At 61.3% G+C, this 23,604-nt stretch carries 25 protein-coding genes; 12 read left to right on the top strand and 13 right to left on the bottom strand.

The annotated features are described in order from the left end of the window. Positions 1 to 18: 18 nt before the first annotated feature. Entirely contained in the window at positions 19 to 624 is a 606-nt protein-coding gene (locus SAZ10_RS11420; protein WP_318609329.1) for an NADPH-dependent FMN reductase, read from the bottom strand. 85 nt (positions 625 to 709) lie between these two features. Here SAZ10_RS11420 and SAZ10_RS11415 point away from each other — a divergent pair, with 85 nt between their 5' ends. After that, positions 710 to 1,078: a helix-turn-helix domain-containing protein gene (locus tag SAZ10_RS11415; RefSeq protein WP_318609328.1), complete on the top strand. Its 369-nt coding sequence runs from the start codon at positions 710 to 712 to the stop codon at positions 1,076 to 1,078. A 6-nt stretch (positions 1,079 to 1,084) separates the two neighbouring features. Here the strand turns inward: SAZ10_RS11415 and SAZ10_RS11410 are convergent, their stop codons facing one another. Then, on the bottom strand, positions 1,085 to 1,477 hold the full coding sequence (locus SAZ10_RS11410) for an acyl-CoA thioesterase (RefSeq protein WP_318609327.1): 393 nt from the start codon (positions 1,475 to 1,477) through the stop codon (positions 1,085 to 1,087). A 127-nt stretch (positions 1,478 to 1,604) separates the two neighbouring features. Here SAZ10_RS11410 and SAZ10_RS11405 point away from each other — a divergent pair, with 127 nt between their 5' ends. From SAZ10_RS11405 to SAZ10_RS11390, 4 genes are all read left to right on the top strand, one after another. Further along, positions 1,605 to 1,880 (top strand): type II toxin-antitoxin system ParD family antitoxin, encoded by a 276-nt coding sequence (locus tag SAZ10_RS11405; RefSeq protein ID WP_318609326.1) that lies wholly within the window; start codon positions 1,605 to 1,607, stop codon positions 1,878 to 1,880. Continuing rightward, complete coding sequence (locus tag SAZ10_RS11400) at positions 1,880 to 2,179, top strand: type II toxin-antitoxin system RelE/ParE family toxin (protein WP_318609325.1); 300 nt, start codon at positions 1,880 to 1,882, stop codon at positions 2,177 to 2,179. Before SAZ10_RS11405 ends, SAZ10_RS11400 begins: the two co-directional genes overlap by 1 nt. A gap of 113 nt (positions 2,180 to 2,292) precedes the next feature. Beyond that, on the top strand, positions 2,293 to 3,909 hold the full coding sequence (locus tag SAZ10_RS11395; protein ID WP_318609324.1) for a GMC family oxidoreductase: 1,617 nt from the start codon (positions 2,293 to 2,295) through the stop codon (positions 3,907 to 3,909). 240 nt (positions 3,910 to 4,149) lie between these two features. Further along, positions 4,150 to 5,361, top strand: a complete 1,212-nt coding sequence (locus SAZ10_RS11390) for a mandelate racemase/muconate lactonizing enzyme family protein (RefSeq protein ID WP_318609323.1) — start codon at positions 4,150 to 4,152, stop codon at positions 5,359 to 5,361. Positions 5,362 to 5,507: 146 nt separating this feature from the next. Here the strand turns inward: SAZ10_RS11390 and SAZ10_RS11385 are convergent, their stop codons facing one another. Further along, positions 5,508 to 5,744: a hypothetical protein gene (locus tag SAZ10_RS11385; RefSeq protein WP_318609322.1), complete on the bottom strand. Its 237-nt coding sequence runs from the start codon at positions 5,742 to 5,744 to the stop codon at positions 5,508 to 5,510. Between the two features lie 257 nt (positions 5,745 to 6,001). Here SAZ10_RS11385 and SAZ10_RS11380 point away from each other — a divergent pair, with 257 nt between their 5' ends. Further along, positions 6,002 to 6,268, top strand: a complete 267-nt coding sequence (locus SAZ10_RS11380; RefSeq protein WP_318609645.1) for a hypothetical protein — start codon at positions 6,002 to 6,004, stop codon at positions 6,266 to 6,268. A 36-nt stretch (positions 6,269 to 6,304) separates the two neighbouring features. On the opposite strand, the gene SAZ10_RS11375 is transcribed toward SAZ10_RS11380, so the two are convergent. Beyond that, the gene (locus tag SAZ10_RS11375) at positions 6,305 to 6,724 is read right to left on the bottom strand and encodes a helix-turn-helix domain-containing protein (RefSeq protein WP_318609320.1); all 420 of its coding nucleotides are present in this window, start codon (positions 6,722 to 6,724) and stop codon (positions 6,305 to 6,307) included. 131 nt (positions 6,725 to 6,855) lie between these two features. On the opposite strand from SAZ10_RS11375, the gene SAZ10_RS11370 reads away from it, so the two are divergent. Both SAZ10_RS11370 and SAZ10_RS11365 read left to right on the top strand, forming a co-directional pair. After that, complete coding sequence (locus tag SAZ10_RS11370; protein WP_318609319.1) at positions 6,856 to 7,290, top strand: hypothetical protein; 435 nt, start codon at positions 6,856 to 6,858, stop codon at positions 7,288 to 7,290. Between the two features lie 291 nt (positions 7,291 to 7,581). Next, positions 7,582 to 8,832: a hypothetical protein gene (locus SAZ10_RS11365; protein ID WP_318609644.1), complete on the top strand. Its 1,251-nt coding sequence runs from the start codon at positions 7,582 to 7,584 to the stop codon at positions 8,830 to 8,832. Between the two features lie 8 nt (positions 8,833 to 8,840). On the opposite strand, the gene SAZ10_RS11360 is transcribed toward SAZ10_RS11365, so the two are convergent. The 7 genes from SAZ10_RS11360 to SAZ10_RS11330 all read right to left on the bottom strand — a co-directional run bounded on the left by SAZ10_RS11360 (position 8,841) and on the right by SAZ10_RS11330 (position 14,191). Then, complete coding sequence (locus SAZ10_RS11360) at positions 8,841 to 9,155, bottom strand: L-rhamnose mutarotase (RefSeq protein WP_318609318.1); 315 nt, start codon at positions 9,153 to 9,155, stop codon at positions 8,841 to 8,843. Between the two features lie 4 nt (positions 9,156 to 9,159). Continuing rightward, the gene (locus SAZ10_RS11355) at positions 9,160 to 9,918 is read right to left on the bottom strand and encodes an SDR family oxidoreductase (RefSeq protein WP_318609317.1); all 759 of its coding nucleotides are present in this window, start codon (positions 9,916 to 9,918) and stop codon (positions 9,160 to 9,162) included. Beyond that, a complete protein-coding gene (locus SAZ10_RS11350) occupies positions 9,905 to 10,702 on the bottom strand; it encodes an SDR family NAD(P)-dependent oxidoreductase (RefSeq protein WP_318609316.1) in 798 nt (265 codons plus the stop codon). The genes SAZ10_RS11355 and SAZ10_RS11350 overlap by 14 nt, the downstream gene beginning before the upstream one ends. Then, positions 10,699 to 11,517 (bottom strand): sugar phosphate isomerase/epimerase, encoded by an 819-nt coding sequence (locus SAZ10_RS11345; protein WP_318609315.1) that lies wholly within the window; start codon positions 11,515 to 11,517, stop codon positions 10,699 to 10,701. Before SAZ10_RS11345 ends, SAZ10_RS11350 begins: the two co-directional genes overlap by 4 nt. Continuing rightward, the gene (locus SAZ10_RS11340) at positions 11,517 to 12,560 is read right to left on the bottom strand and encodes a Gfo/Idh/MocA family oxidoreductase (protein WP_318609314.1); all 1,044 of its coding nucleotides are present in this window, start codon (positions 12,558 to 12,560) and stop codon (positions 11,517 to 11,519) included. Before SAZ10_RS11340 ends, SAZ10_RS11345 begins: the two co-directional genes overlap by 1 nt. A 127-nt stretch (positions 12,561 to 12,687) precedes the next feature. Then, positions 12,688 to 13,473, bottom strand: a complete 786-nt coding sequence (locus SAZ10_RS11335) for an acetoacetate decarboxylase (RefSeq protein ID WP_318609313.1) — start codon at positions 13,471 to 13,473, stop codon at positions 12,688 to 12,690. Further along, positions 13,466 to 14,191, bottom strand: a complete 726-nt coding sequence (locus SAZ10_RS11330; protein WP_318609312.1) for a FadR/GntR family transcriptional regulator — start codon at positions 14,189 to 14,191, stop codon at positions 13,466 to 13,468. The genes SAZ10_RS11335 and SAZ10_RS11330 overlap by 8 nt, the downstream gene beginning before the upstream one ends. A gap of 121 nt (positions 14,192 to 14,312) precedes the next feature. Here SAZ10_RS11330 and SAZ10_RS11325 point away from each other — a divergent pair, with 121 nt between their 5' ends. Beyond that, complete coding sequence (locus SAZ10_RS11325) at positions 14,313 to 15,440, top strand: mandelate racemase/muconate lactonizing enzyme family protein (protein WP_318609311.1); 1,128 nt, start codon at positions 14,313 to 14,315, stop codon at positions 15,438 to 15,440. A gap of 83 nt (positions 15,441 to 15,523) precedes the next feature. Here SAZ10_RS11325 and SAZ10_RS11320 read toward each other — a convergent pair whose 3' ends face one another. Next, positions 15,524 to 16,387, bottom strand: a complete 864-nt coding sequence (locus tag SAZ10_RS11320; protein WP_318609310.1) for a lytic transglycosylase domain-containing protein — start codon at positions 16,385 to 16,387, stop codon at positions 15,524 to 15,526. Positions 16,388 to 17,197: 810 nt separating this feature from the next. Here SAZ10_RS11320 and SAZ10_RS11315 point away from each other — a divergent pair. From SAZ10_RS11315 to SAZ10_RS11305, 3 genes are read left to right on the top strand one after another with little or no spacing between them, the layout of a single operon-like run. Further along, the gene (locus tag SAZ10_RS11315; protein WP_318609309.1) at positions 17,198 to 19,798 is read left to right on the top strand and encodes an EAL domain-containing protein; all 2,601 of its coding nucleotides are present in this window, start codon (positions 17,198 to 17,200) and stop codon (positions 19,796 to 19,798) included. A gap of 32 nt (positions 19,799 to 19,830) precedes the next feature. Next, positions 19,831 to 21,063, top strand: coding sequence for a type III PLP-dependent enzyme (locus tag SAZ10_RS11310; protein WP_318609308.1), 1,233 nt, complete (start codon positions 19,831 to 19,833; stop codon positions 21,061 to 21,063). 30 nt (positions 21,064 to 21,093) lie between these two features. Continuing rightward, positions 21,094 to 22,224 carry a DMT family transporter gene (locus SAZ10_RS11305; protein ID WP_318609307.1) on the top strand — a complete coding sequence of 377 codons (1,131 nt, stop codon included), beginning with the start codon at positions 21,094 to 21,096 and terminating at the stop codon, positions 22,222 to 22,224. Between the two features lie 90 nt (positions 22,225 to 22,314). On the opposite strand, the gene SAZ10_RS11300 is transcribed toward SAZ10_RS11305, so the two are convergent. Beyond that, a complete protein-coding gene (locus SAZ10_RS11300) occupies positions 22,315 to 23,196 on the bottom strand; it encodes a YihY/virulence factor BrkB family protein (protein WP_412535199.1) in 882 nt (293 codons plus the stop codon). Positions 23,197 to 23,604 lie beyond the last annotated feature (408 nt).

Here is a 23,604-nt window from a genome sequence, read left to right as displayed (position 1 = left end):
TGGAGGAGAATACTTCGGTCAGGCCGCGCGGACTTCGGCCTCCTGAGCGTCCTTTTCGCGGGCAGCCTTGAGCGCCTTGGTCCACCAGACGAGCTGGTCGAGCGTCTGTTCGGCGCTTTGGTTGAGATGCGCCAGCTCCTCAAGCTTCTTGCCCTGCTGCACCACAGCCAGATAGTCCGGCAACAGGATGTGCACGCCGGCCCGGGTCGGCGCCATCTGCAGCTCGACGGCGTGGAGCCGGAGCTGCTCGACGGCGCGCGCGCCGCCGACGCCGCCATAGCCGACGAAGGTCACGGCCTTTTTGTTCCATTCATTATAGGCGTAGTCGATCGCGTTCTTCAGCACCGCGGTCGGTCCGCGGTTGTATTCTGCGGCAATGATGATGAAGCCGTCGAGCTCGGCGACCTTCTTCTGCCACTTCTGCGCCGTCTCGTCCTGCGATGGGCCCCAAGCCGGCGACATGGCTTCATTAAAGAACGGCATCGGATAATCGCGCAGGTCGAGAACCTCGATTTCGGCATCGCCGCGGGCGCGCGCTATCTTCTCGATCCATTCGGTGGGCTTGTCGGCAAACCGGTTCGGCCTTGTGCTGCCGACGATAATGCCGATTTTCGGCTTGGCCATGCTATTATCCTTTCGAGAGCGTTGGTTACCAATGGTGACCGACACTACATATGAAACCGATAACACCGTGCAAGAAGGCACAGAAATGACACCGGGGCACATGCATGTAACCGAGGACTGCCGGGCGGTCAGCGAAGTGCTGCAGTGCATCGGCGACAAATGGTCGATCCTGGTGGTGAGCCGGCTGGGCAAGGGCCCGATGCGCTTCAACGAGCTGCGCCACATCATCGGCGGCATCTCGCAGAAGATGCTGGCGACGACGCTGCGCAATCTCGAGCGCGACGGCTTCGTCACGCGCACCGCCTACGCGACGATCCCGCCGCGGGTGGACTACGCACTGACGCCGCTCGGCCGAGAGTTGCTCGTCCCGGTAGATGCGCTGGGCGACTGGGCGCGCGCGAACCTCGACCGCATCAAGGCCGCTCGGGCAAATTGCGAGCGCCAGGGTTGCTGAGGTCTTTTAGCCTTCCTGCGGCACCGGCGTCGGCCTGCCCTCCTTGTCGAGCGCGACCATGATGAAATCGGCGTCCGTCACCTTTTCCAACAGCTCGGTGAGGTAGCGCTGCGCCCAGGCCTCGACCTTGAGCGTCATCGAAGTGCGGCCGACGCGCGTGACATGCGTATAGACGCTGAGCGTGTCGCCGATCTTCACCGCCTTGGCAAAGGACATTTCCTTGACCGCAGCAGTCACCACGCGCCCCTTGGCGCGCTCGGCGGCGCGAATGCCGGAGGCAAGGTCCATCTGCGCCATGACCCAGCCGCCAAATATGTCGCCGGCCGCATTGGCATCGGACGGCATGGCAAGCGTGCGCAAGGTGAGCTCGCCGGAAGGTTTTTGCTGTTTCTCGTCCATGCCGTGATCCCGACTCCAGTGGAGTCTCGGTAGCGGGCGGCAACCAAGGCGTCAAATGCGCGCGAATTTGACCGGCCAGAACCAACCCGGTACTATGAAGTAGTATTTACTGCCACCGGGAGATGACATGCAAACTGAGAAACTTAGCATCAGCCTGCCTGTGGACATGGCGCAAATGGTCCGGAGGCGGGTGGAAAGCGGGCGCTACGCCTCCAACAGCGAGGTTATCAGAGACGCGCTGCGCGTCTGGCAGCAACGAGAAGAGGAACGGGAAGAGCGACTTCATTCGATCCGTGATGCGTTGAATCAGGCGGCCGCCGATCCTGTCAGATATTCAGAGAGCGAGCTACGCCAACACTTTGACCGGCTGCTCGCTGAGGCCGAGAAGAAGCAGAAAGCCTGATGCGTGAGTTGGTCTTCACGCCCGCAGCGCGAGCCGACCTCGAAGAGATTTTCTGGTTCATTGCCGCCGACAACCCGCGTCGGGCTCGTAGCTATGTCGCCGAGATTGAACAGGCCTGCCGCAATCTTTGTGACACACCGGAAATGGGGGTGCGTCGTCCCGACCTGCGGCCGAGCCTCCGTATCTTTCCGCTCTGGCGGCGGATCGTGATCGCCTATGAGTTGCCCGAGAACCATGTCGACATTCTGCGCATCTTCTCCGCCGGGCAGGATTACGAAGCCATCCTGTCTCGCGATTGACTGACCCCACATCTCAGTCGCATTTTTCACAAGCCATGCCGGAAGCCCGGATACCGGAAGGCCCTTCTGCTATTTAGGTTGAGGATGAATTCTCATCTCGGCCGGCGCGCTCCATGCAGACTTATGATTTCATCGTCGTCGGCTCCGGCTCGGCCGGCTCGGTGGTTGCCGAGCGCCTGTCGGCGAGCGGTCGCTTTTCCGTTCTGGTTCTGGAGGCAGGCGGCTCCGACTGCCGCTTCTACATCCAGATGCCGCTCGGCTACGGCAAGACCTTTTACGACCCGGCGGTGAACTGGAACTACAGGACCGAGCCCGATCCCGGGCTTGCCGGCAATGCCGACCATTGGCCGCGCGGCAAGGTGCTCGGCGGGTCGAGCTCGATCAATGCCATGGTCTGGATCAGGGGCCATCCCGCCGACTACGACTACTGGCGCGAACTCGGCAATCCGGGCTGGGGCTATGACGATGTCTTGCCTGCCTTCAAGGCGATCGAGGACAACGCTGCCGGAGCTGACAGATGGCGCGGCACAGGCGGGCCGGTTCGCGTCACCGACTGCTTCCCCTCCATTCACGCATCGACCAAGCGCTACCTTGCCGCGGCCGAACAGGCCGGACTCGCGTTTAATCCGGATTTCAACGGCGCCACCCAGGAGGGCGTCGGCGTCTACCAGATCAATACCGCCGGTGGACGCCGCATGTCGGCCGCGCGCGCGTTCCTGCGCCCCGCAATGAAGCGCCCGAACCTTCGGGTCGAGATGAAAGCACTGGCGACGAGGATCCTGTTCGAAGGCAAGCGCGCCATCGGCGTCGAGTATGAGCAGAAGGGCGCAAGACATACCGTCCGCGCTTCCCGCGAGGTGATCGTCTGCGGCGGCTCGATCAATTCGCCGCAATTGCTGCAGCTTTCCGGGGTCGGCCCCGCGGCCCACCTCTCCGCGCTCGGCATCGATATCGTCGAGGCCAACGAGAATGTCGGCCGCAATCTCGAGGATCATGTCGGCCTCAACTATACCTACAAGGGCCGAGGGCCGACGCTTAACCAGCTGCTCAGGCCCTGGTGGGGCAAGCTGCTTCTCGGCATGCAGTATGTCTTCCTGCGCAGCGGCCCGCTCTCCCTTTCCCTCAACAATGCCGGCGGTTTCTTTCGCACCGATGCGTCGCGGCCGCGGCCCAACATGCAGCTCTATTTCCAGGCCTTCTCGACGGTCATCCCGAAGAACGGCGAACGGCCGATCCTGACGCCTGACCCCTGGCCGGGATTCTCGATCGGCCTCTCCAATTGCCGCCCGACCAGCCGCGGCGAGATCATGATCCGCTCGAAAACCCCCCGCGAATATCCGAAGATCGTCGCCAACGCGCTGTCGACCGAACAGGATGTGGCCGAGATGCTCGCGGCCGTGAAATTCGTGCGCAGAATCGCCTCCATGCCGGCGCTCGCCGAATTCATCGAGGAGGAGATCGTTCCCGGCCCCTCCGTGCAGTCGGACGAGGAGCTGATCCAGGATTTCCGCAAGCGTAGCGGCACAGTCTATCATCCTGTCGCAACCTGCCGCATGGGCCCGGATCCCGCGGCCTCGGTCGTCGATCCGCGCCTGAAGGTCCATGGCCTCGAGGGCCTGCGTGTGATCGACGCATCGGTGTTTCCGACCAACATCAGCGGCAACACCAACGCACCGACGATCATGACCGGCTGGAAGGGTGCGGAAATTGTATTGAGAGATTGGAGTTAGAATGATCGGCAGTTGGGCGCCAAGCTGGAGCACCCCTCATCCGTCGCCTTCGGCGACACCTTCTCCCACAAGGGGAGAAGGGGGAGCCTGGCATTTTGCCCGACGCAAATCTCGAACGTCGGAGATCGGCAGAGCCGCAGATGCAGCGCTTCCCCTTCTCCCCTTGTGGGAGAAGGTGGCTCGGCGCGTAGCGCCGAGACGGTTGAGGGGTACTCCAGCTTGGCTGCAACGGAGGATCCCATGAAGATCACCGACGTCAAGACATGGGTGGTCGGCAATCCGCCGCCCGGCATCGGCGGCAAGTATTTCATTTTCGTGCGCCTGACGACCGACGGCGGGGTGGTCGGGTATGGCGAAGCCTACAGCGCCACCTTCGGCCCGCATGTCACTGCCAGGATGATCGAGGATCTTGCCGAGCGGTACCTCGTCGGCCGCGACCCTCACGACATCGAGAATTTTTTCCGCCGTTCCTATTCGTCGGGCTTCAGCCAGCGTCCGGATATCTCCGTGATGGGCTGCTTCTCAGCGCTCGAGATCGCCTGCTGGGACATCATCGGCAAGGAAGCCGGCAAGCCGGTTTACAAGCTGCTCGGTGGGGAGGTGCACGAAGCGCTGCGTTCCTATACCTACCTCTACCCGCACGCGGGCAGCGTGCATACCGAGGATGTCGGGCCGAGGAACGTCTACAACGACCCGGACCTCGCGGCGGAATGCGCCAGCCTTTATGTCAGCCAGGGCTTCAACGCGGTGAAGCTCGATCCGGCCGGACCTTACACAGCCTTCGACGGCCACCAGCCGCGCCTCTGCGACATCGATCTTTCGGTGCGCATGGTGAAGGCGATCCGAGAGGCCGTCGGCAACAAGGCCGACATCCTGTTCGGCACGCACGGCCAGTTCACCGCATCGGGAGCGCTGCGCATGGCCCGCGCCATCGAGCCTTACGATCCGCTGTGGTTCGAGGAGCCGGTGCCGCCGGACATGCCGGAGGTGATGGCCGAGGTTGCCCGCGGCACTTCCATTCCCATCGCCACCGGCGAGCGGCTGACGACGAAGTTCGAGTTTGCCCGCATCATCGAGACTCGCGCCGCTACAATCCTGCAGCCGGATCTCGGCCGCTCAGGCGGCATTCTCGAAACCAAGAAGATCGCGGCGATGGCCGAAGCCTACCACATCCAGATCGCGCCGCACTGCTATTGCGGACCCATCGTCGGCGCCGCCAACATTCAGCTCGCGGTGACGCTCCCCAATTTCCTCATCCTGGAATCTCTCAAGCAGTGGGACGGCTTCCACGCCAAGCTCCTGAAGAAGAAGATCGAGTGGCAGGACGGCAAGGTGATTCCCTCGAAGGAGCCGGGCCTCGGTGTCGAGCTGGATGAGGCCGTCTGCGAGGCGCATCCCTATGACGGAGCCGCGCTACATCTGCAGATGGCGCAGGACCCGCTGTTTCCCTGAGCAAGACGACGTCGGCTACCACAGCCGGGCAGAACATCCAGGCTGGCGCCGCTTTGTGATTTCGAGCTTCGGTGCCGAAAGTTGAAACGCTTTGGAGTGCTTACGGCCAAGGCCGATGAAGCAGCAGATGCTGACGGTTCGCTTCGTCATACAGCAGCCGGCACATAGATTGCCAAGCTGTCGAACTCGATCGGCGCGCCGAGAAGTTGCGCAAGGTCCAGCACCATGGATTCAATGTCCTCGAGAGCTATGTTCTCGATTTCATTGAGCTTCCGGACTTCTTCCGCGACCAGTGGGACGTTGATGATTCCCGACTTTCCGAGCGCCGAGTGGACGCTTCTCGAGAGATCGCTTTTGAACTTGGATGAGTATGCCAGACGCATGGCATCACCTCACTGGGTATTTCCCTCCAGCACTCACTATAGGCCTCGCGGCACTGCGAGCGCAATTGATTTCTCGAAATTTTCCCATTATAATCAATTAGTTAGTAGGATACTATGAACACGTGCATTCCACATTGAGCGCTGCCTATGGAGTTGGAGCAACTAACGCTCTTGCAGCGCGTTACTAATAGGATGATATATGAGTTGAATACGCCGCTTACTCATTTTCGTATCGGCAAGATTGCCGGGAGACGATGATGGCTGACCTGGAACGGCCGGAACGGTTGCAGATCATGCTGAGCGCCGATGAGTTGATGGCACTCGAGAACTGGCGATTTGAGAACAGGATGCCTAGCCGGGCCGCGGCAGTACGCGAGCTACTCAGGCGCGGTCTCGCCGCCGAGGGCTATCTCGGTGCCAGTCCAGGCAGCCGGTCACGTGATTTCGGCGTGCTCGGTACGCCGCCGAACGGCGATGACGGCACAAACTCGGCCACCCGCCGCGCGGATGGCGAGGCAGAATGAATTACAGTGGCTGCCGAAAGGCTCGGTTTCCGACTGTCACCTCGCTCCGATGCTGATCAATCTGCTCACGTCCGGCGCAGCAGCCCTCGCGTTATCGAAATTGGCGCGCGCGTCCGCCACCTCTTCGCGATGTTCTATGGCCCAGTCCGCGACGCTGGTGATCGGTCCGATCAGCGTCTTCCCTAGCCCGGTCAGTGCATAGTCAACGCGCGGCGGCACGGTCGGATAGACGGTACGCACCACGAGCCCGTGCCGCTCCAGTCCGCGCAAGGTCAAGGTGAGCATCCGCTGCGAGATATCGCCGACCGTACGGCGCAGCTCGTTGAATCGCATCGGTCCCCTTGCCAGCGTCATCACGATTCGGACGGTCCATTTGTCGCCGATGGTCGAGAGGATATCGTTGACTGCGGTGCAGTTGTGCTCGTGAAGTCCGTTTCCGTTCGGGGAAGCCATCATAGGCTCTCCAGCTTTTAGCAGTTATCATCGTATACTCGGTATACAATAGTAACTGTGGGTATCGTCAACCGCTTCGCCAAGAGTTGATCGCCGAGACCCGGTTGGTATCCGTCGAAAAGGAGGGGACCGTCATGACGCTGATCCGGAAGCTGGCGGTCGCATACGCGTTCATGTTCTTCGCCCTGGTGGCGATCGGCTATGTGTCGGCCTTGAACGATGCCGATGGATATCTCTTTGGCCTGTACAGGCTGCAACGATATGACGGCCTGCTCCACGGCTTCTCCGGGTTGTGGGCACTTCTTGCAGGTTTGGTCTCACATCGCCAGTCGGTGCTCTATTTCAAGCTGTTCGGCTCGGTCTATGTTTTCGACGGCTTGCTCGGGCTGATCACCGGCTCCGGTTGCTTCGACGGCGGCATCCTCATGGGCGGCTTCCGTCCCGTTGCTGATATCGACTTCCCCGCACGTTTCGTCGCCAACGCTCCGCATTTGGCGATCGGCGGCCTGGCGGTCTTCGCGGGCTTCTGGTTGTCGCGTCGCCTTGCAGAAAGGGTGGCTGCGGCCTGAGCGTCCCAGTATCCCGTGGGCGGCGGCTCAGGCGCCTCGCCAAGGCGCTGACCCGTTCCGTTATGAGAGAGTTCGGGGCTGGCAAGCACCGTATCCGCGGTGTTGACGAGGTCACATATGGTCCGTCCCTTCAAAGCTGATGCAAGCGGGAATCCCCTGCTCACGCCGTGCGACGACGTGCCGTAGATGCTCTCCCAAGCGTTCGTGCCGTAGAAGGAGTAGGCTATGGGTGATTTCCTTCACGCCAGAACATTGATGCGCGCGCAGAAGGCGCGATGTGGGAACGCTATGATAAGGAAAGTGCTTGCGATTCTGGCACCGCTCGCGATTCTCGCCTTCGCGTTGCCCGCCGAGGCCGACGCGCCCGGCGTCGCGGCCGCCGCTCTCTCTGCGAAAACGGTAGCCGCCCGCAGCAAGGCGCTCTCCGAGCTGGAATCACAGAAGGCCGTAGATCCGCTCGCGGCCTATGCGGCAGGCGCCGTGGAGTTCCTGGTCGCGCTGGAGAAGCTCGGCGCCGGGCTTCACCGCCACGGATTCGAGAGCCCTCAATCCTTCATAGTGCCGTTGATGCGCCTCCCGATCCCTGAGAACCCCAATCCCGAGCCGCTGACCTACGAAAGCTTCCGCCAGATTCTTGTCGATTTCCATGATGCGATGGCGCAGTCGGCAGCTAGCCTTGCCATGGTCCCCAAAGACGCCGACATCGGCGTGGTGGTCGATCTCGCCAATGTCGGCATCGACCTCAACGAGGACGGAAGCATCGCGCCGGACGAGACCATCGCGGCAATCATCGCCTCGCTCGCCAATGGCGGCACTTCGCCGCCGGATGCCCCGCCGGCGCTCGTGTTCCGCTTCGACCGCGCCGATGGCTATTGGCTGCAGGGCTATGCGAATTTCCTGATGGCGCAGACCGATTTCTGGCTGGCACATGATTTCCATCTTGCCTTCGACCAAAGCTTCCAGATGCTCTTTCCGAAGGCGAAACTGCCAATGCAGGACACGCTGGTGCCGCCGGACAACGGCGCCAGCAGCATATTCGCCAGCGAATGGCGCATCGCCGATTTCATTTCCTACGTCCATCTGATCAACTGGCCGGTGGTCGAACCGGAGCGCCGCAAGGCCGCCCGTCGGGAATTGCTCGAGACGATCCGGCTGTCGCGCGAAGACTGGAAGGCGATCCGGGCCGAAAAGGACAACGACCGGGAATGGCTGCCCGGCCCTCAGCAGGACGGCACCAACCAGCTCACCGGCCTCAAGGTTACGGAACAGGAGGTGCGGGCCTGGCACACCGCGCTACAGATGGCCGAGGACCTGCTCGAGGGCCGCAAGCTACTGCCGCATTTCCGTTTTGCCGACAAAGGCATCAACATGAAGCGCTTCTTCGACGAGCCGCGGACCTTCGACCTGGTGCTGTCGATCACGGGCCCCGGCATCGTGCCCTATCTCGAAAAGGGCCCGATCATCTCGAGCGCGGAATGGTCGGCGCTCCAGCAGCAATTCGGCCGCGTCGGCTTCCTGACCTTCGCACTGTGGGCGAACTAGATACCCCTTCAATCCATGTGCCACTGCCTGGGCAGCAGGAATGGGAAGCCTCGCTGCTCGTCGACCTCGATCTTCATGACCGGTGCCATGTACTCGCTCCAGCGCCGGTTGACCTCGCTCTTGCCAAGCTCGGCGATCGTCGCATCGAGGTCGTCCGTCTCGAAATAGCCGATCAGCGTCAGGCCGTGCCTGAAGATCGAGTAGTTGCGGATTCCCGCAGAACGCAGCGTTTCGATCATCTCCGGCCAGATCTGATCGTGGCGCCGCTTGTACTCGTCCTCGTAGCCGGGGCGCACTTCGAGCACCCATGCGTATTGCGTCATGATTTCAGGCTCCCCATCCGATCCGTTTCAGCACTTCCGGATCGCGGATATCGACCATCCCGCCGGCAAGGTCGTCGGCCGCACCCGACACAAGCCACGCGATCATCGCCGCCGGCTTTTCCGGCGCCGCCAGGGCCGCTCGCGGGATGTCGGATACACGGTTGATCTTGGCGGCGCGGATCGCGACCTGCATTTCGGTGTCGACGACGCCAGGCGCGAAGCTGAAGGCGCGAATGCCATGCGGCTTGCCTTCCAGCTCGATGCTACGAGTCAGCATGTGGAGGCCGCACTTGCTTGCACAGTAGGCCGCCCAGCCTTCCATTGGCTGGATTCCCGCGCCTGACAGGAGATTGACGACGCGCCCGCCTCCTTTCAGGTGCGGCCAAGCCGCTACCGTAACGGCAGCCGGTCCGGACAGGTTGATCCGGCAGGTCCGATCGAATGCGAGAGGATCGAGACGATCGATCGTCGCCATCGGCTCTATCACGCCGGCATTGTTGATGACGATGTCCAGCCCGCCGAGCCTCTCTGCGGCCTCCGCTACTCGGCCGGCGACCGCGGCAAGGTCAGCGACGTCGAGCGCATGGTCGAATGACTTCCCGCCGGACGCCGAGATCTCTTCGACGACGGCATCGCAATCGCCGGCGTTGCGTCCGCAAACAGCGACGGAAGCGCCGGCCTCGGCAAGTGCCACCGCCGTTCGACCGCCGATGCCATGGCGTGCGCCTGTGACGAGCGCCTTCTTTCCCTCAAGAGCTTTCATACGGATTCTCCAACTGGCTGGGCTCGGGTGCGATGCCATATGCCTGGAATCCTCCGGTCACGTATATGACCTCCCCGGTGATGAAATCGGCTTCCGGCCCCAGCAGGAAGGCAACCGCACCGGCAACGTCGTCGGGACGGCACCAGCGGCCGAGCGGGATGGATTTGTGAACCTGCGCCTCGAAATCCTCCCAGGCCAAACCGAGGCTTGCCGCCTTTTCGCGGAACGCAGCCTCCATTCCGGTGCCGGGACCGACATGACCTGGCGCGACGCCGTTGACCCGAACGCCCGCTTTCGCCACCTCGACGGCGAGACACTGGGTAAGCGCAAGCGCGGCCGATTTCGAAGCCATGTAAGTTGCCGAGAAGGGATTGCCGAAATTGAGCCGGGTCAGGATGTTGACGATCCTCCCCTCCCGCGCAGGCACCATATGGCGAGCTGCCTCCCGGCACATGAGGAACGTTCCGCGGGCGTTGACGGAATGGATGCGGTCCCACTCGCTTGCCTCGGTCGCCAGGACGGACATGGTCCGGTGCACGCCTGCATTGTTGACCAGCGCCCATAGTCCCGGACCTTCGGCAACCGAGCGAACGGTCTCGACGACCGACTTTTCGTCGGTCACGTCGAGCTGCCGCCAATCGGCGCCGATGCCCTTCGCCGCACTTTCGGTTTTCGCGGGATCGAGATCCGCGATGATGACCTTGCGTTCGCCGCCCGCAAGCCGCTTTGCGATCGCGTAGCCCAGGCCCTGTGCCGCTCCCGTGACGAGAATGGCGCCGCTCATCGCTTGCCGCTCCAGGCGCGGAAGCAATCGCGCATCTTCACGGTTTCGGAAAGCACGTCGTCATAGAGCGTCGCCATGTAGTTCTGGTTGACATATTCGATTGCCAGCCACCCGTCATAGCGGGCGTCGCGAAGCGCGGCGAAGAACGCCGGAAAGTTCAAGGTTCCTTCCTCCATTTTGGCCTGCAGCGCTCCGGGCCGGGCCTGGCGCAGGTGCACGTGACCTGCATGCGGGGCAAGCCTCTCGATTTCGTCCTGCCTGTAGCCGATCACCGCGAAATGCGCCGGGTCCAGAGTGAGCTTCAGCCCGGGCACGGCCTCCACAAGTCGATGCGCCAGATCCGGGCTCTCGACATAGGAATGCACATGCGCCTCGATCGCGACCGTCACACCTGCTTCGCGCCCCGCCTCGACCATTGGCTTGAGCGCCGCGATGGTGCCGTTGAGCGCCTCCTTGCGTCCTTGCCGGGGACCCAGCATGCCGGGAAGCAGAAACACGGTCGGCGCGCCCGCGGCCTTGCAGAAGCGCAAGACCTGCCTGAGGTCGGCAAGATTTTGCGGGTCATGACCGCGAGCCAGATTGCGCTCGGTGAGGTCGGCGCCGAAGAGGTGGTAGAGGTTCGCGACAGCGACAGGCAAGGACTCGCGGATTTCCGCCCCGTAGGCGTCCGGCTCGGCGAGCACGCGAGCGCGATCCAGCGATGCCGCATAGAAATACCCCACATCGATGCCGTCGATGCCTAATGCCTTCGCTATGCCGGCCGCTTCCGCCAGCGTGCATTGGGGAAACGACCAGCTCGTGACGCTGAGCCTCATCAGACTTCCTCCATCCGGCCGCTTTTTGCCGAACGATACATCGCGTCCAGCACTTCGGTCGCGCGCTGTCCAATCAAGCCATTGGCCGGATTCTCCGCGCCCGCGCCGCGGCAGATATCGACGAACCTGCTGATGGCCGAGGCCGTATCATATTCTCCGGCGTCCGGCGCAAGCTGCTCGACATGCACCTTGCCGTCATGACGTACGGCTTCCACCCGGGCACGCTCTATGTCGAACAGCAACATGCCTTCCGTGCCGAATATCCGGATATCGACCTGGAAGCCTCGGCTCTTCGGGACGGTGGCGGCGCCGGACAGCGCCATCGTGGCGCCGTTCTCGAACTCGACGATCGCCGCGTCGTAGTAGTCGACCTCGGCCGGCGACAGTCCGAGACGCGCATAGACCCGCGCAGGCGCGAGATCGACCAGGCGGAACAGCAGCCCGAGACCGTGGGTCAGCTGCCCCCATCCGTAGCCTCCGGCGCGCGCCGGATCGGCCCAGGTCGAAGGTGGCGGCCGGAAAAGGTGCTCGGATGTTTCGAGCATGGGCTCGCCGGCAAAGAGGTCGGCGAGCGCCGAAGCCATCTGTGCGCTGATATGGCGGATCTCGCCGACCCACCCCTCCTTGACCAGGCAATGCGCCGCGTCGGTCATCGGCTTGTAGTTCCAGCCATAGGGCATAATCAGCTCGACGCTTTTGCCGTTCGCCGCCTCGACCATCGCACGTGCGTCGCCGGCCGAAGTGGCCATCGGCTTCTCGACAAGGACGTGGAGGCCGCGCCCGATCGCCATCATCGTATGGTTGAAGTGCATGACATGCGGCGAGGCGATGACGACACCGCTGAGCGGCCGCGAATCCAGCATCTCCTCGGCATCCGTGAAGCCATGGGCGAGGCCGAACCGCTCCATGACCTTATCGAGATTTTCCCGGTCAGGCCTGGTGACAGCCACACCCCCGACATGCGGATTGGTGAGAAGGTTGGGTATATGGCTGGTGGTAGCCCACCAGCCCGCACCGATCACGCCGATCTCCACCTTGTCCATCTTTTACCTCCCTGGTGCGCTCCGAACATCCTCCCCGGAACGGTCAAATCGAGCCTCAAACCGACCCGCGTGACGGCCTCGCCCCCCAAGTCATTGACGTGTACTCGGGTCACGACGACTTTCCTCATCATCGAGCCGTATCCATGAGATAGTCATGGACGATCTCGCCGGGCACGAGCGTGAAGTCGGCGCGCCAGAAGCAACCCGTGAGCGCCTCCAGCACCGGCAGTCGGTAAACTGGTGCCTGCGCGTTCGGCCTGAGCTCGACGGTGCACGGCCCCTCCCAGCATTCATGCACGGTCACGTCGGCCAGCTTGCGGGACGTGATCTGGCGAATAGCCGGCCGGCCGTCGATGTGGTCGATGACCTTGAGATTGAGATTGACCGACACGTCGAAATGCCGGCGAAGCACGGCGGGATCTGCCGCAAGCTGTTTATAGGCCATCGTGCCGGTGATGACGTCGATGCCGTTGCGCGACACGGTGCCGACGATGAGGTCGCCTCGAAATTCGAGCTTGGGCTGCGCGAACTTCTTCGGTTGGCCGTGGACCTCTCGGCCGTGACTGACGCCGGCATCCGATCCGAGGAACAGGTAAGGCGAATATCCGCCTTGCGGTCCGCCGGGCATTCTCGCGCCGAACATGACGTTCGACTCGAAATAGGGGCCGAGCCAGTCCGTGTCGTTCATGCGATAGATATGAATCGCCGCCACGTCGCCCTGCGCCTCGAGCGGTGGCGGCAGGAGGAAACGCATCGCGTCGGCGTCGGTCCGGTAGAACAGCGTCAGGATTTCGGCGTTGCGGAAGCGGAAGGGAAAGGGCGGCACCGTCGGTGCATCCCATGGCGTCGAAAATCCGCTCTTCAGTATGTCGTCGATCGTCGGCCGGGTGAGGCCGTGGCGCTGCTCAGCCATCGATACCCTCCATTGCTTCGCGCGTGGTTCTGAGCACGCAGTCCATGTGGTCGGCCATCGCGCGCCGGGCGGCCTCGCCATCGCCGGCGCGGATCGCGTCCACGATCCGCAGGTGGTCGCGCACCGAAGCGGAGAGGACTTTCGGCGTTTCGGAGGCGATCTTGCGGAACTGCAGGCCGAGTATGTTCAGGCTTTGCGCTGCGCGCGCCAGGAACGGGTTGTCAGCCAGCTCCGCGAGCTTGCGATGGAACTCCGTATCGACATCGCGGTAGCGGGGCGCATCGGCAAGCGCCCTCTTCTGCTTCTCGACGAGCGCCTCCAGCATCGCCACATCATCATCGCCCGCATGACCGGCCGCCAGCGCAGCGATCTCCCCTTCGATGACACGGCGCGCATGGTAGAGTTTCTCGACCGGGACGTCCTCGAGCGAGAGAAAGAAGGTGAGCGGTTGCAGCAGATCGGCCGCACTCAGTCTCGACACGAACACGCCGCCGCCATGACGGATCTCGACGACACCGAGCACCGAAAGCCCGCGCAAGGCTTCGCGAACGGTCGGTCGGCTTACGCCGAACATTTCGGCCAATTGGCGTTCGGAAGGCAGCCGATCGCCTGACGAGAGGCGACCCGCCTTAACCAGCCCGAGCAGACGGTCGACCACGATGTTCGAGGCGCCTTCGCGCCGGATCGGTTCGACCTCGATCACACTCGCTCGAGCCATTCAATTCTCCTGGACAGATTTGATCCAGAAAACTGGTCTGGTTGTCAAGTGGTATGACCACTCATTGACTGCTCGATTGGCCGATGTTATGGACTCCGGGCACCTGCCGGGGAGGAGCGAGATGCGCATCAGATCGGTATTCGCGACTGTGCTGAGATATCCGGATGCCAACGATCACGGTGCCTGGCGGCTTACGGTCCTCTCCCGTGTCGAAACTGAAGATGGGGTGGTCGGCTGGGGCGAAGGCATCGCCATGTGGCCGGAAGCCTGTCGCGCAACGAAGCTTCTCATCGACGAAGCCTTCGCACCGCTGCTGATCAATGCAGGCGAGATAACCGTCGCTGAGGCATGGCGGCTGATGCGCGCTCATTGCTGGTGGTATGGTGAGGGCGGCATCGCCTGCTTCGCCTACAGCGCGCTCGACATGGCGCTCTGGGACATTGAAGGCAAGCTTCAGGGCAAGCCGCTCTACAAGCTGTTCGGCGGCAAGGTCCGCGAGACCATGCCTGCCTATGCTTCCATCCACGTCAACAAGGCGACCAACGCCGAAAACATCGACGAAGTGGTCGGCTTCAAGAAGGCCGGCTATCGCGGCGTCAAGCTGGGCTTCGCGAAGAAGGGCTTGTCCAACATCGGGCGCGACCCGGCCAACGATGTCGTCTTCATCCGCGACCTGCGGGCGGCTGTGGGCGATGATTTCGAGATCCTGGTCGACGCCGGCCATGGCGTGACCTGGGACCTTTCTACCGGCATAAACACGGTCAAGCGGATGGCGGAATACAATATCGGCTGGATCGAGGAACCGTTCTATCCGTCGAAGATCGAGGCCCATCGCGCGCTGAAGGCCGCAGTCAACGTGCCCGTCGCGATGGGGGAACGGGAATTCACCGTGACGGATTATGCGCGTCTCATCGAAACCGGCGTCGCGGATGTTCTAGGTGTCGACCCCGGCCGCGTCGAAGGGATCAGCGGCTTCCTGCGTATCGACGAGCTTGTCGGCCGTGCCGGCCTGACGATCAATGCGCATGCCTGGAGCACGGCTGTTACCACCGCCGCGAGCCTGCATCTGTCGCTCGCCTCGCCGAACGCGCGGCTTCTGGAGTTGAAGCCATTCCCTGTCTCCGTGCAGAATGAGCTCGTCGATACGCCGATCGTCCAGAAGAACGGTTCGATTGCCGCGCTGGAGGGACCCGGCCTAGGCATCACGGTAAACGAAGAGCTGGTTCGGCAGCTGGCACTCGACGCGTGAGGCCCGGCGGCCGGGGAGGTTTCAGGTCTTTGGCCGGCCGCTGCAACGACGTGGTTGCGTCAGATACTTGTTGAGCACACGCTCTAATTTCGCGTGATGGCCTGAATATAGTTCACTGTCTCTAGCGGCAGTTTCTTACGCCGCCCGAACATGCAATCTTCGCCGCAGTTGTAACCGGTCAGGGTCTGTTTGACATCACCGCCTGCCAGCTGAAGAAGATGTTTGAGTTCCTTGACGCCAGCCTCAGCCCCGGTCCGACAGTTAGTTAGTTGCCTGGTTGAATAACCGTGCTTGGCGCCGGTTTTTGGCATGACCTGCATCACACCACGGGCACCTGCAGATGATATGGCACCACAATCACCGCCTGATTCCTGTTTGGCCACTCGCAAGGCCAGATCTACCGGTACTTGGTGCATCCTGGCAGCACGAATGACTTCCTGATATCCGGATTTCCCCATGTCGATATTGGACACACCGGATATAGATTGGGATAGAGCGGCGCTGCTGGCGTTGCTGATACCGAAAAGAGAGGACAGTCGCCACTGTTGCTCGATTGGGGTCGGCTCGACATAAGCCGTCTCGACCTTCTTGGTTCTCGTTTCCAAGATGATCTTGGTTCTGGTCTTGAGCTTTCGTATCGGCTCGTCGGATGCTTTTATTTTCTCGCGCTTCTTCTGAGGCGGGGCCGGATCATCAGGTTCCTGATTTTCATCCACCTTCGTGAAGATGACTGGGGCTGGAAACTGGGGGTCGGCTATGCCGATTGGTTCGTCTGGACCGAACCTGGCGGCGATGGGCGTGGGTGGGTCGGCCAATCGCTCGCGCTTTAACACCAATCGCTCGCGCTTCATCGATTGCGCGTATTCGCTTGAGGGTTGGAGCCGTGCCTCAGTATATGGGTACGGACAGCTCAGCAGCGAAGCGAGCAGACAGACGGCTGCCGACATTGATGATGTCCCACCAAATTATGTTGTCACCCTCTCCGGGCCTGTTCTATTCCCCCACCTCCAAAAGCAATCTCTCTGCCATCCCCGGCAGAACTAGATGTTAACTTTCCATGAATGGCCCCAACGACGAAGCGCAAAGCTAACGCCGTGAAGCGCCGCGGCGCAGAATTTTCTCAGACTGTTACATAGAAGATACAGTGCGGCCTCGCGCCCCGCTGCTTTCGCACTTGTTTCAGACTGGCGGTCGCAAGAGACCTTGCAGGTAGTGCGGCCATGATTAAAGTGCCGACCTCGATGCTACCAGCTGCCAAGCAACTGCATTCCTATCCCTAGCAACGGACGGGTAGCGCGCCTGTGAAGACTGCTTGGCTTCTTCCTTCGCATTCCGGGAAGGATTCCTTTAGCCACCGTTTGCCCGTTGCAAGGACTCGATCACGCCACTCTCCAATGTGGGAGATGGACCACAAGATCGCCTCACAGATCTATGAGCGGGCATTCCTTCCTCGAGATAGGACGCGTCCGTAACAACAACTCCACAGCCCTCGGCTACTAGAAGCCGCCCCAATGCGACCCCGTTCTATCCTATTCAAGCGATGTCGCGCAGGGCGACAATTCTTTCTTGCATGTAGATGATAGTGCGACGATGTGCGCTCAATTTCGAGAGATTGGGGTTCTCAATAACAGTACACAAGTTTACGTCTTCATGCCAAATATTTACCCAATAATAACCGTCATAGAGTCTGGCTGTAAGCGTAAACACTTAAGTTATGTATCTCGCGCAGGCTTCCCCCCAGGGTAGTGGGGAAAAACATGGGAACCGTAGCACCCAAAGCAGCTTCGTTTTCCGGCGAGACCTTTACGCGCCGTGTCGTTGTGCCCATGGCAGGCATGGTCATTCTGGGCATTTTGCTTGTTTTCGGCTTCGCAATCATTAGCGCAAACGGGCAGAACAGGCTCGAGGTGGATTCCTCGACTGCCCTGGCAGAGACGGCGCTCGCGGTAAAGAAGCGCGAGATCGCTCGAAATCTCCAAGACTATGCGGTTTGGGAAGACGTTTTCAAGAATCTGCACCAGACGCTGGATTTCGAGTGGGCGTCCACCAACGGCAATGTGGGCGCCAATCTGTACGAGGGACTGGGCTATGATATGGCCTTCGTATTGAGGCCGGATGGCGAGACGGTCTACTCGGTCCTGAAAGGCGTTCCGCAGACTGCCGACGCGTTCTCGATCATTCCCGAAGGTCTGCAGACCCTGGTCAAGGCGGGCTCAGAAGGAAAGCCAGCTGTCGGCTTCCTCCGCTCGGATCACGAAGTGCTGCTCGTCGCGGCCACGGCAATCCTTCCGCCCTCCATCGACGCCTCGACGATCCCTCCTCAGGAGCGCTCAAGCCTCATCTTCGCGAAGGCTCTGGATAAGATTTTTGTTGAGCGCATCAGCAGCGACTACCTCCTGGATGGTCTCAAGGTCATCGGGAGTGAAAGACAGGCCGACGGCGCCATGCTGCCGCTGCTTGATCCCTCCGGAAAAATATTGTCCTACATCACATGGACGCCGGCTACTCCCGGCTACAAGCTTCTGAAATGGCAGTTGCCTCCATTGGCCGCAGCCATAGTGTTGCTCGGCCTGTTTGCCCATCAGGTGATCCGGAAGGTGCGCCGTTCCACCGAGGACTTGGAAGAGTCTGCTCGTACGGTGGAAACTTATGCCCAGACCATCGAGGAGAGCGAGGCCCGCTTCCGCGACGTCGCGGAGGCTTCCTCCGACTGGATCTGGGAATGCGACGGCGAGATGCGGCTGGTCTATCTGTCGGCGCGCTTTTCGGAAGTCACTGGGATCGCCGCCGCCAGTGTTCTCGGCAAGCAGCTTGAACAGTTCTTTATGAAGGACAGCGATACGGAGGGCTGGTCTCGTCTTCATGAAAGCGCGCGAGATCACGTCGCCTTCCGTGACGTGCGATGCAGATACAGTGATGCAGCGTCGCACATAAGAATATGCCGATTGGCCGGCCGGCCGATCGTGAACGGCAAACGCGAGTTTTCCGGATTCAGGGGAACAGCCACCGACATCACGGAGGAGGTGGAGGCGCACGCGCGCGCCAATCATCTGGCGCTTCACGACGCCCTGACCGAGCTGCCAAACCGGCTCTTGTTCCGGGAGCGGCTGATCTATGCCCTGAGCGACAATCGTCGCGATCATGCCGATCTCGCGGTCCTTTGCCTGGATCTCGATCACTTCAAGGAGATCAATGATACGCTCGGCCACGGAGCTGGCGACGTTCTGCTGCGGCAATTCGCGGCCCGCCTTCAGGCATGCGTGAGTTCCGGTGACACTGTCGCGCGGTTGGGCGGTGACGAGTTCGCAATCATCCAGTCAAGCTCAAACCAGCCCGCGGATGCGGGCGTGCTTGGCCGCCAGATCATCGAGATCGTCAAGCAGCCCTTCAATGTCGAAGGACATGAGCTCCATATCGGGGTCAGCATCGGCGTGGCCTTCCCAGATCATGCCAATGACCCTGACAAACTCCTGAAGAACGCCGATATCGCACTCTACCGCGCCAAGCAGGCCGGCCGCGGAACGGTTCGGCATTTCGAGCCTCAGATGGATGTCGAACTGCAGGCACGCAAGGCGCTCGAATATGATCTCCGGCAGGCACTGCTGAAGAACGAGTTGGAGCTTCACTATCAGCCCTTGATTGACCTTGAATCGCAGAAGGTCACGGCGGTGGAGGCGCTTCTGCGGTGGCGCCATCCAAGCCGCGGGCTCGTTGCTCCGGGCGAGTTCATCTCGCTCGCTGAGGAAACGGGTCTCATTATTTCGATTGGGGAGTGGGTGTTGCGGACGGCTTGCCGGCAGGCTCTCTCCTGGCCTGGACTGCGGGTCGCCGTGAATCTGTCTCCCGTCCAGTTCCGCCATCGCGAGCTGGTGGACACGGTGCGGCAGGTTCTCCAGGCCACCGGCCTGGAGCCGAACCGCCTCGAACTCGAGATTACCGAAAGTGTGCTGATCAACGACACCGAGACTGCCCTTGAGATATTGACGGCTCTCAAGAGCATCGGCGTGCAGATTGCGATGGACGACTTCGGCACCGGCTATTCTTCGCTCGGCTATTTGAATTCCTTCCCATTCGACAAGATCAAGATCGACAAGTCCTTCGTAACCACGCTCCAGGCCAAGGCCAAATCGCTTGCCATTGTCCGATCAGTTATCGGGCTGAGCGAGAGCCTCAGCATGGCAACCACTGCCGAAGGCGTTGAAACGATGGAGCAGGCGACACTTCTGCTGGGCGAAGGATGCAAGCAGGGGCAAGGCTTTTACTTTGGGCGCCCTGTGCCTGCACTGGAGATGACTTCGTTCCTGGGCAATTGGCAGGGCTTTGGCCTGCCCGCTCCAGCCCGCACGAACGCGGCATAACAACAGCAATATACGAGGAGAGGTTTGTCATCATGAACAGCGCTTTGGCCGCTGCGGGCGCCCCTACGCCTGCACAGCTCTTCGATCGTGTGAAGGAGGCCCTTCCTTCGCTTGAACGTGCCCGGCAGAAAGGGCGGGAGCTGGACAATTTTCCCAGCGTGGACGCAGTGGTTCAGGAGTTGGAGCCCTCCGAACCGGTTTTCTGCATCCACCCGTCAGAGCTCAGGGCTGCGGCCCGGCGCTTCCGGGCCTTTCCAGGGCGCGTACTCTATGCCGTGAAGTGCAATCCTCATCCGGCCGTCCTTGAGACCCTGTTTGACGAAGGCATCACCGATTTTGACGTGGCGTCGCTGGACGAAATCAAACTCATCCACGGCCTGTTCGGCGGCAAGGCCGGGCAATATTTCAACAATCCCGCAAAGACGCGGCCCGCTATCCGCATCGCAAGCCAGGAGCATCAGATCCGCTTCTACACGGTCGATTGCGAGGGGGAGATCGACAAGATCCTCGAAGAGGCCGAACGTGACAGCGACCTGGTCATTGCCGTGCGGCTCGCCACCCAGTCGGGTGATGCACGCTATGCGCTGTCGACCAAGTTCGGCGCCGCGCCGGCGGACGCAGTACGGCTGCTGCAGAAGATCGGCCAAGCCGGCGTAAGGGCCGGTATATCCTTCCATGTGGGATCTCAGTGCCTGTCTCCTTCAGCTTTCGAGAAGGCGATCGAACTCATGGGCAGCGTGGCTCGCAAGGCCCGCGTGCCGCTTCATGTCCTCAATGTCGGCGGCGGGTTTCCTGCGCCCTACCCCGGCGACGATCCGAAGACTATCGAGCACTATTTCTCCCGTATTGTGATCGGACGCCGGAAGCTGGATTTGCCGTCGGGATGCCTTCTCCTGTGCGAGCCGGGGCGCAGCCTTGTTGCAACGGCCGGAACCGCCGTGTTGCAGGTTGTCGTCAGGCGAGGAGACTGCGTCTTCCTGAACGACGGTGTATTCGGCACGTTGCAGGAACTCGGCCACCCCAAGGAACGCCGCCCGACGCGGGTCATTCGAAAGGTCGGATCGCTCTCGGCCCGATTGGCCCAGTTTAAGGTGTATGGACCGACCTGCGATTCGAACGACGTGCTCGGAGCGCCTTTCCTGTTGCCGGCGGATGTCCGGGAAGGAGACTGGATCGAGGTGGGTATGATGGGCGCCTATAGCCTTTCCATGCGAACCCGTTTCAACGGCTTCCATGCCGACAAGATCGTCGCCGTGACAAACTGAGCGCCGAATAGCTATTCAGAAGCACTCATCATGAGTAGCGCTTTGGGATCGAACAAGCTCTTGGCTTCAGTTCTAGGAGCCATCGGCGTTGTTCTGTGGGCAACAGAAACGACCCTCATCACCTTCACTACTGCGCTGCCGCCGCTTCAGACGGTCGCGCTCGCCTTCATGTTCGCCGCGTGCCTGACACCATTCGTGTGCTGGACAACCGGGACTCACCCGCTCGCCGCATTCAGGCAGCCGGTTCTGGTCTGGGTGGTGACCGTCACTGCGCTGGTCGGCTATCACGCCTGCATCTACTACGCGACCCAGAAAGCGCCTCCCATGGCAGCCGCGCTGCTCCAGGGCACCACGCCGCTCATGATCGTACTCGGATCGGCGTTGCTGCCAGGCGAGCGGCTACGCTGGTGGCATGTCGCCGGTGCGTTGGTCGGCCTGTGCGGGGTCCTCCTCCTCGTTGAGCAGGGCGGTGAGGCTGCCCGATCGGATGGACATGCGGTGTTCTATCTCAGTCTCATCGGCGTCGCAGCGGCGCTCTGGGGCCTTTACTCGCTGCTGTCGAGAAGTTTCGCCGATGTCCCTTCATCGGTGATGGGGACCTTTTACGCAGCGTCCGCGATCCTGGCCGGCCTCGCTCACCTTTTGCTGGAGCAATGGGTCCAACCTTCCGCCCAGGAATGGCTCGCCATTGCTCTTCTTGGAATGCTTCCGATGGGTCTGGCGATCTTCCTCTGGGACTATGGGATGAAGAAGGGGGACATCCAGGCATTGGGGGCCTTCTCCTATGTCGAGCCGTTCATCGGCGCGCTGCTGGTGGCTCTGCTTGCGGGAGCGGCACTGCAGTTGAGCCTGCTTTGGTCAGGCTGCCTGGTGGTTGGCGGTGCCGTCTTGGCAGGCCGCAGCCTTTGGGAAAAATCTACCGAGCATGCCGTGGCCACCAAGCGGCCAAGTGTCCCGGAAGAGCTCGCCCGCGCGCACAATTACCTTATTTCGCGCATGCTGGATGTGCACCGGGCGGGGATCCAGTCGCCTGGCGCAATTGTCGAGTTGACCAAGCTGCTGAGCGACCTCGAGCTCGTGATGAGGCTTTGGGACGAATGGGATGGAAGGTGTCAGCCCTCGGCAACTTCGTTGGGGCAACCCTCCTCCAGAGCGGCTTGATCGCCGCAGCAGCGACCGTGCGGTCGGTATCAAGAGCTGTTCAGGGGGCGGGACACTCGGCGAGGACAGCTTTGAAAGCCGAGGGAGCGATCAACGGGAGGTTCGGCCAGGGGCCCTCCAGAGGGAATAGGCGCGGGTGAACTCGGCGCCCAGCAAAAAGATTTGCGAGGAATAGTATACCCACAGAAGCGTGATGATCAGCCCGCCGGCAGCGCCGTACGAAGACGCCGTCGCACTGGTTCCGAGATACCAGCCGATCAAGGACTTCCCCACCGTAAACAGCGCCGCCGTCACCACTGCACCGAGCCCGACATCTCTCCATGAGAGAGACCTGTCGGGCAGAACCTTGTAGATCGCCGCGAACAGCACCGTAATCAGGGCAAAGGAAAAGACGGTATTTATGCTGCTCGCGATGACTTCCCCAAATGGCAGATAGCTATTGAGCAGATTGCCCAGAGCCGAAATGGCGGTGCTTGCCACCAGAGAAACCAGCAGCAAGAAGCCCAGCGCCGCAACGAGACCCAGGCTTGCGGCACGCGCACGCACGATCCTGGCGAGGGAGCTTCCTCCCGGTTCGATCTTCCAGATAGCGTTGAGGGCGGTCTGCATCTCCCCAAACACGCCGGAGGCCGTCACAAGAAGCGTGACGGTACCGACAATTGCGGCCATCGTCCCACTCGTCTGATTTGACGCGCCTTCAACCGCTGCCCGTAACAGGGTCGCGCTTTGGGGTCCCATCAGCCCTGAAATTTCCGCAGAAAGTGCAACCTCGGCAGCATCATGCCCCACCGCAAGGCCGGCGATCGCGACGACGATCAACAAGATTGGAGCGAGCGATGTCGCCGCATAAAACGCCATGGCCGCCCCATGGCTCAACGCGTTGTCTTCGATGAAGCCTGTAACGCTGACCTTCGTTAAGACCCAAGCTGTCCTAAAAGCTCGCATGTTTGCTCGCGCTAGCGCGCCTTTCATTCAAGACTGCACGCGCTCAATAGTTCCGGCCGCTGGAGCATTTTGCAGCCAAGTGGAATCACTTGGCGTTGCACAAATGCGGCAAAAACCACCAGATAGAGCGGCAGCCCGGATCTATCCGGGCGTCAGCCGCTATTGGCGCGCAGCCAGTTGGACCACGACCAGCAGAGCCGCTCACTGCTACGCCGTCCATGCATACGAGGAGCCGGGGCACGCAGCCGATAGCTGCCCTATGAAGCCCAAAGGCCGGAATTCGGCAAACAATTGGCCCGCCGCCTCACATGACGGCGGGCCTGGCATGGCGATATGCTCGACAATGCCTGACGCGCGATCGACGTCAATGCAAGCCGCCCAGCAGCCAAATCAGAATGATTATCGGGATTGGAATCCCAAGCAACCACAAGAGTA

Source organism: Mesorhizobium sp. BAC0120 (assembly GCF_033542235.1).
Taxonomy (GTDB): Bacteria; Pseudomonadota; Alphaproteobacteria; order Rhizobiales; family Rhizobiaceae; genus JAWRCU01.
Note: the sequence above shows the minus strand (reverse complement) of the source record. Positions and strands in the feature narration are given on the sequence as shown.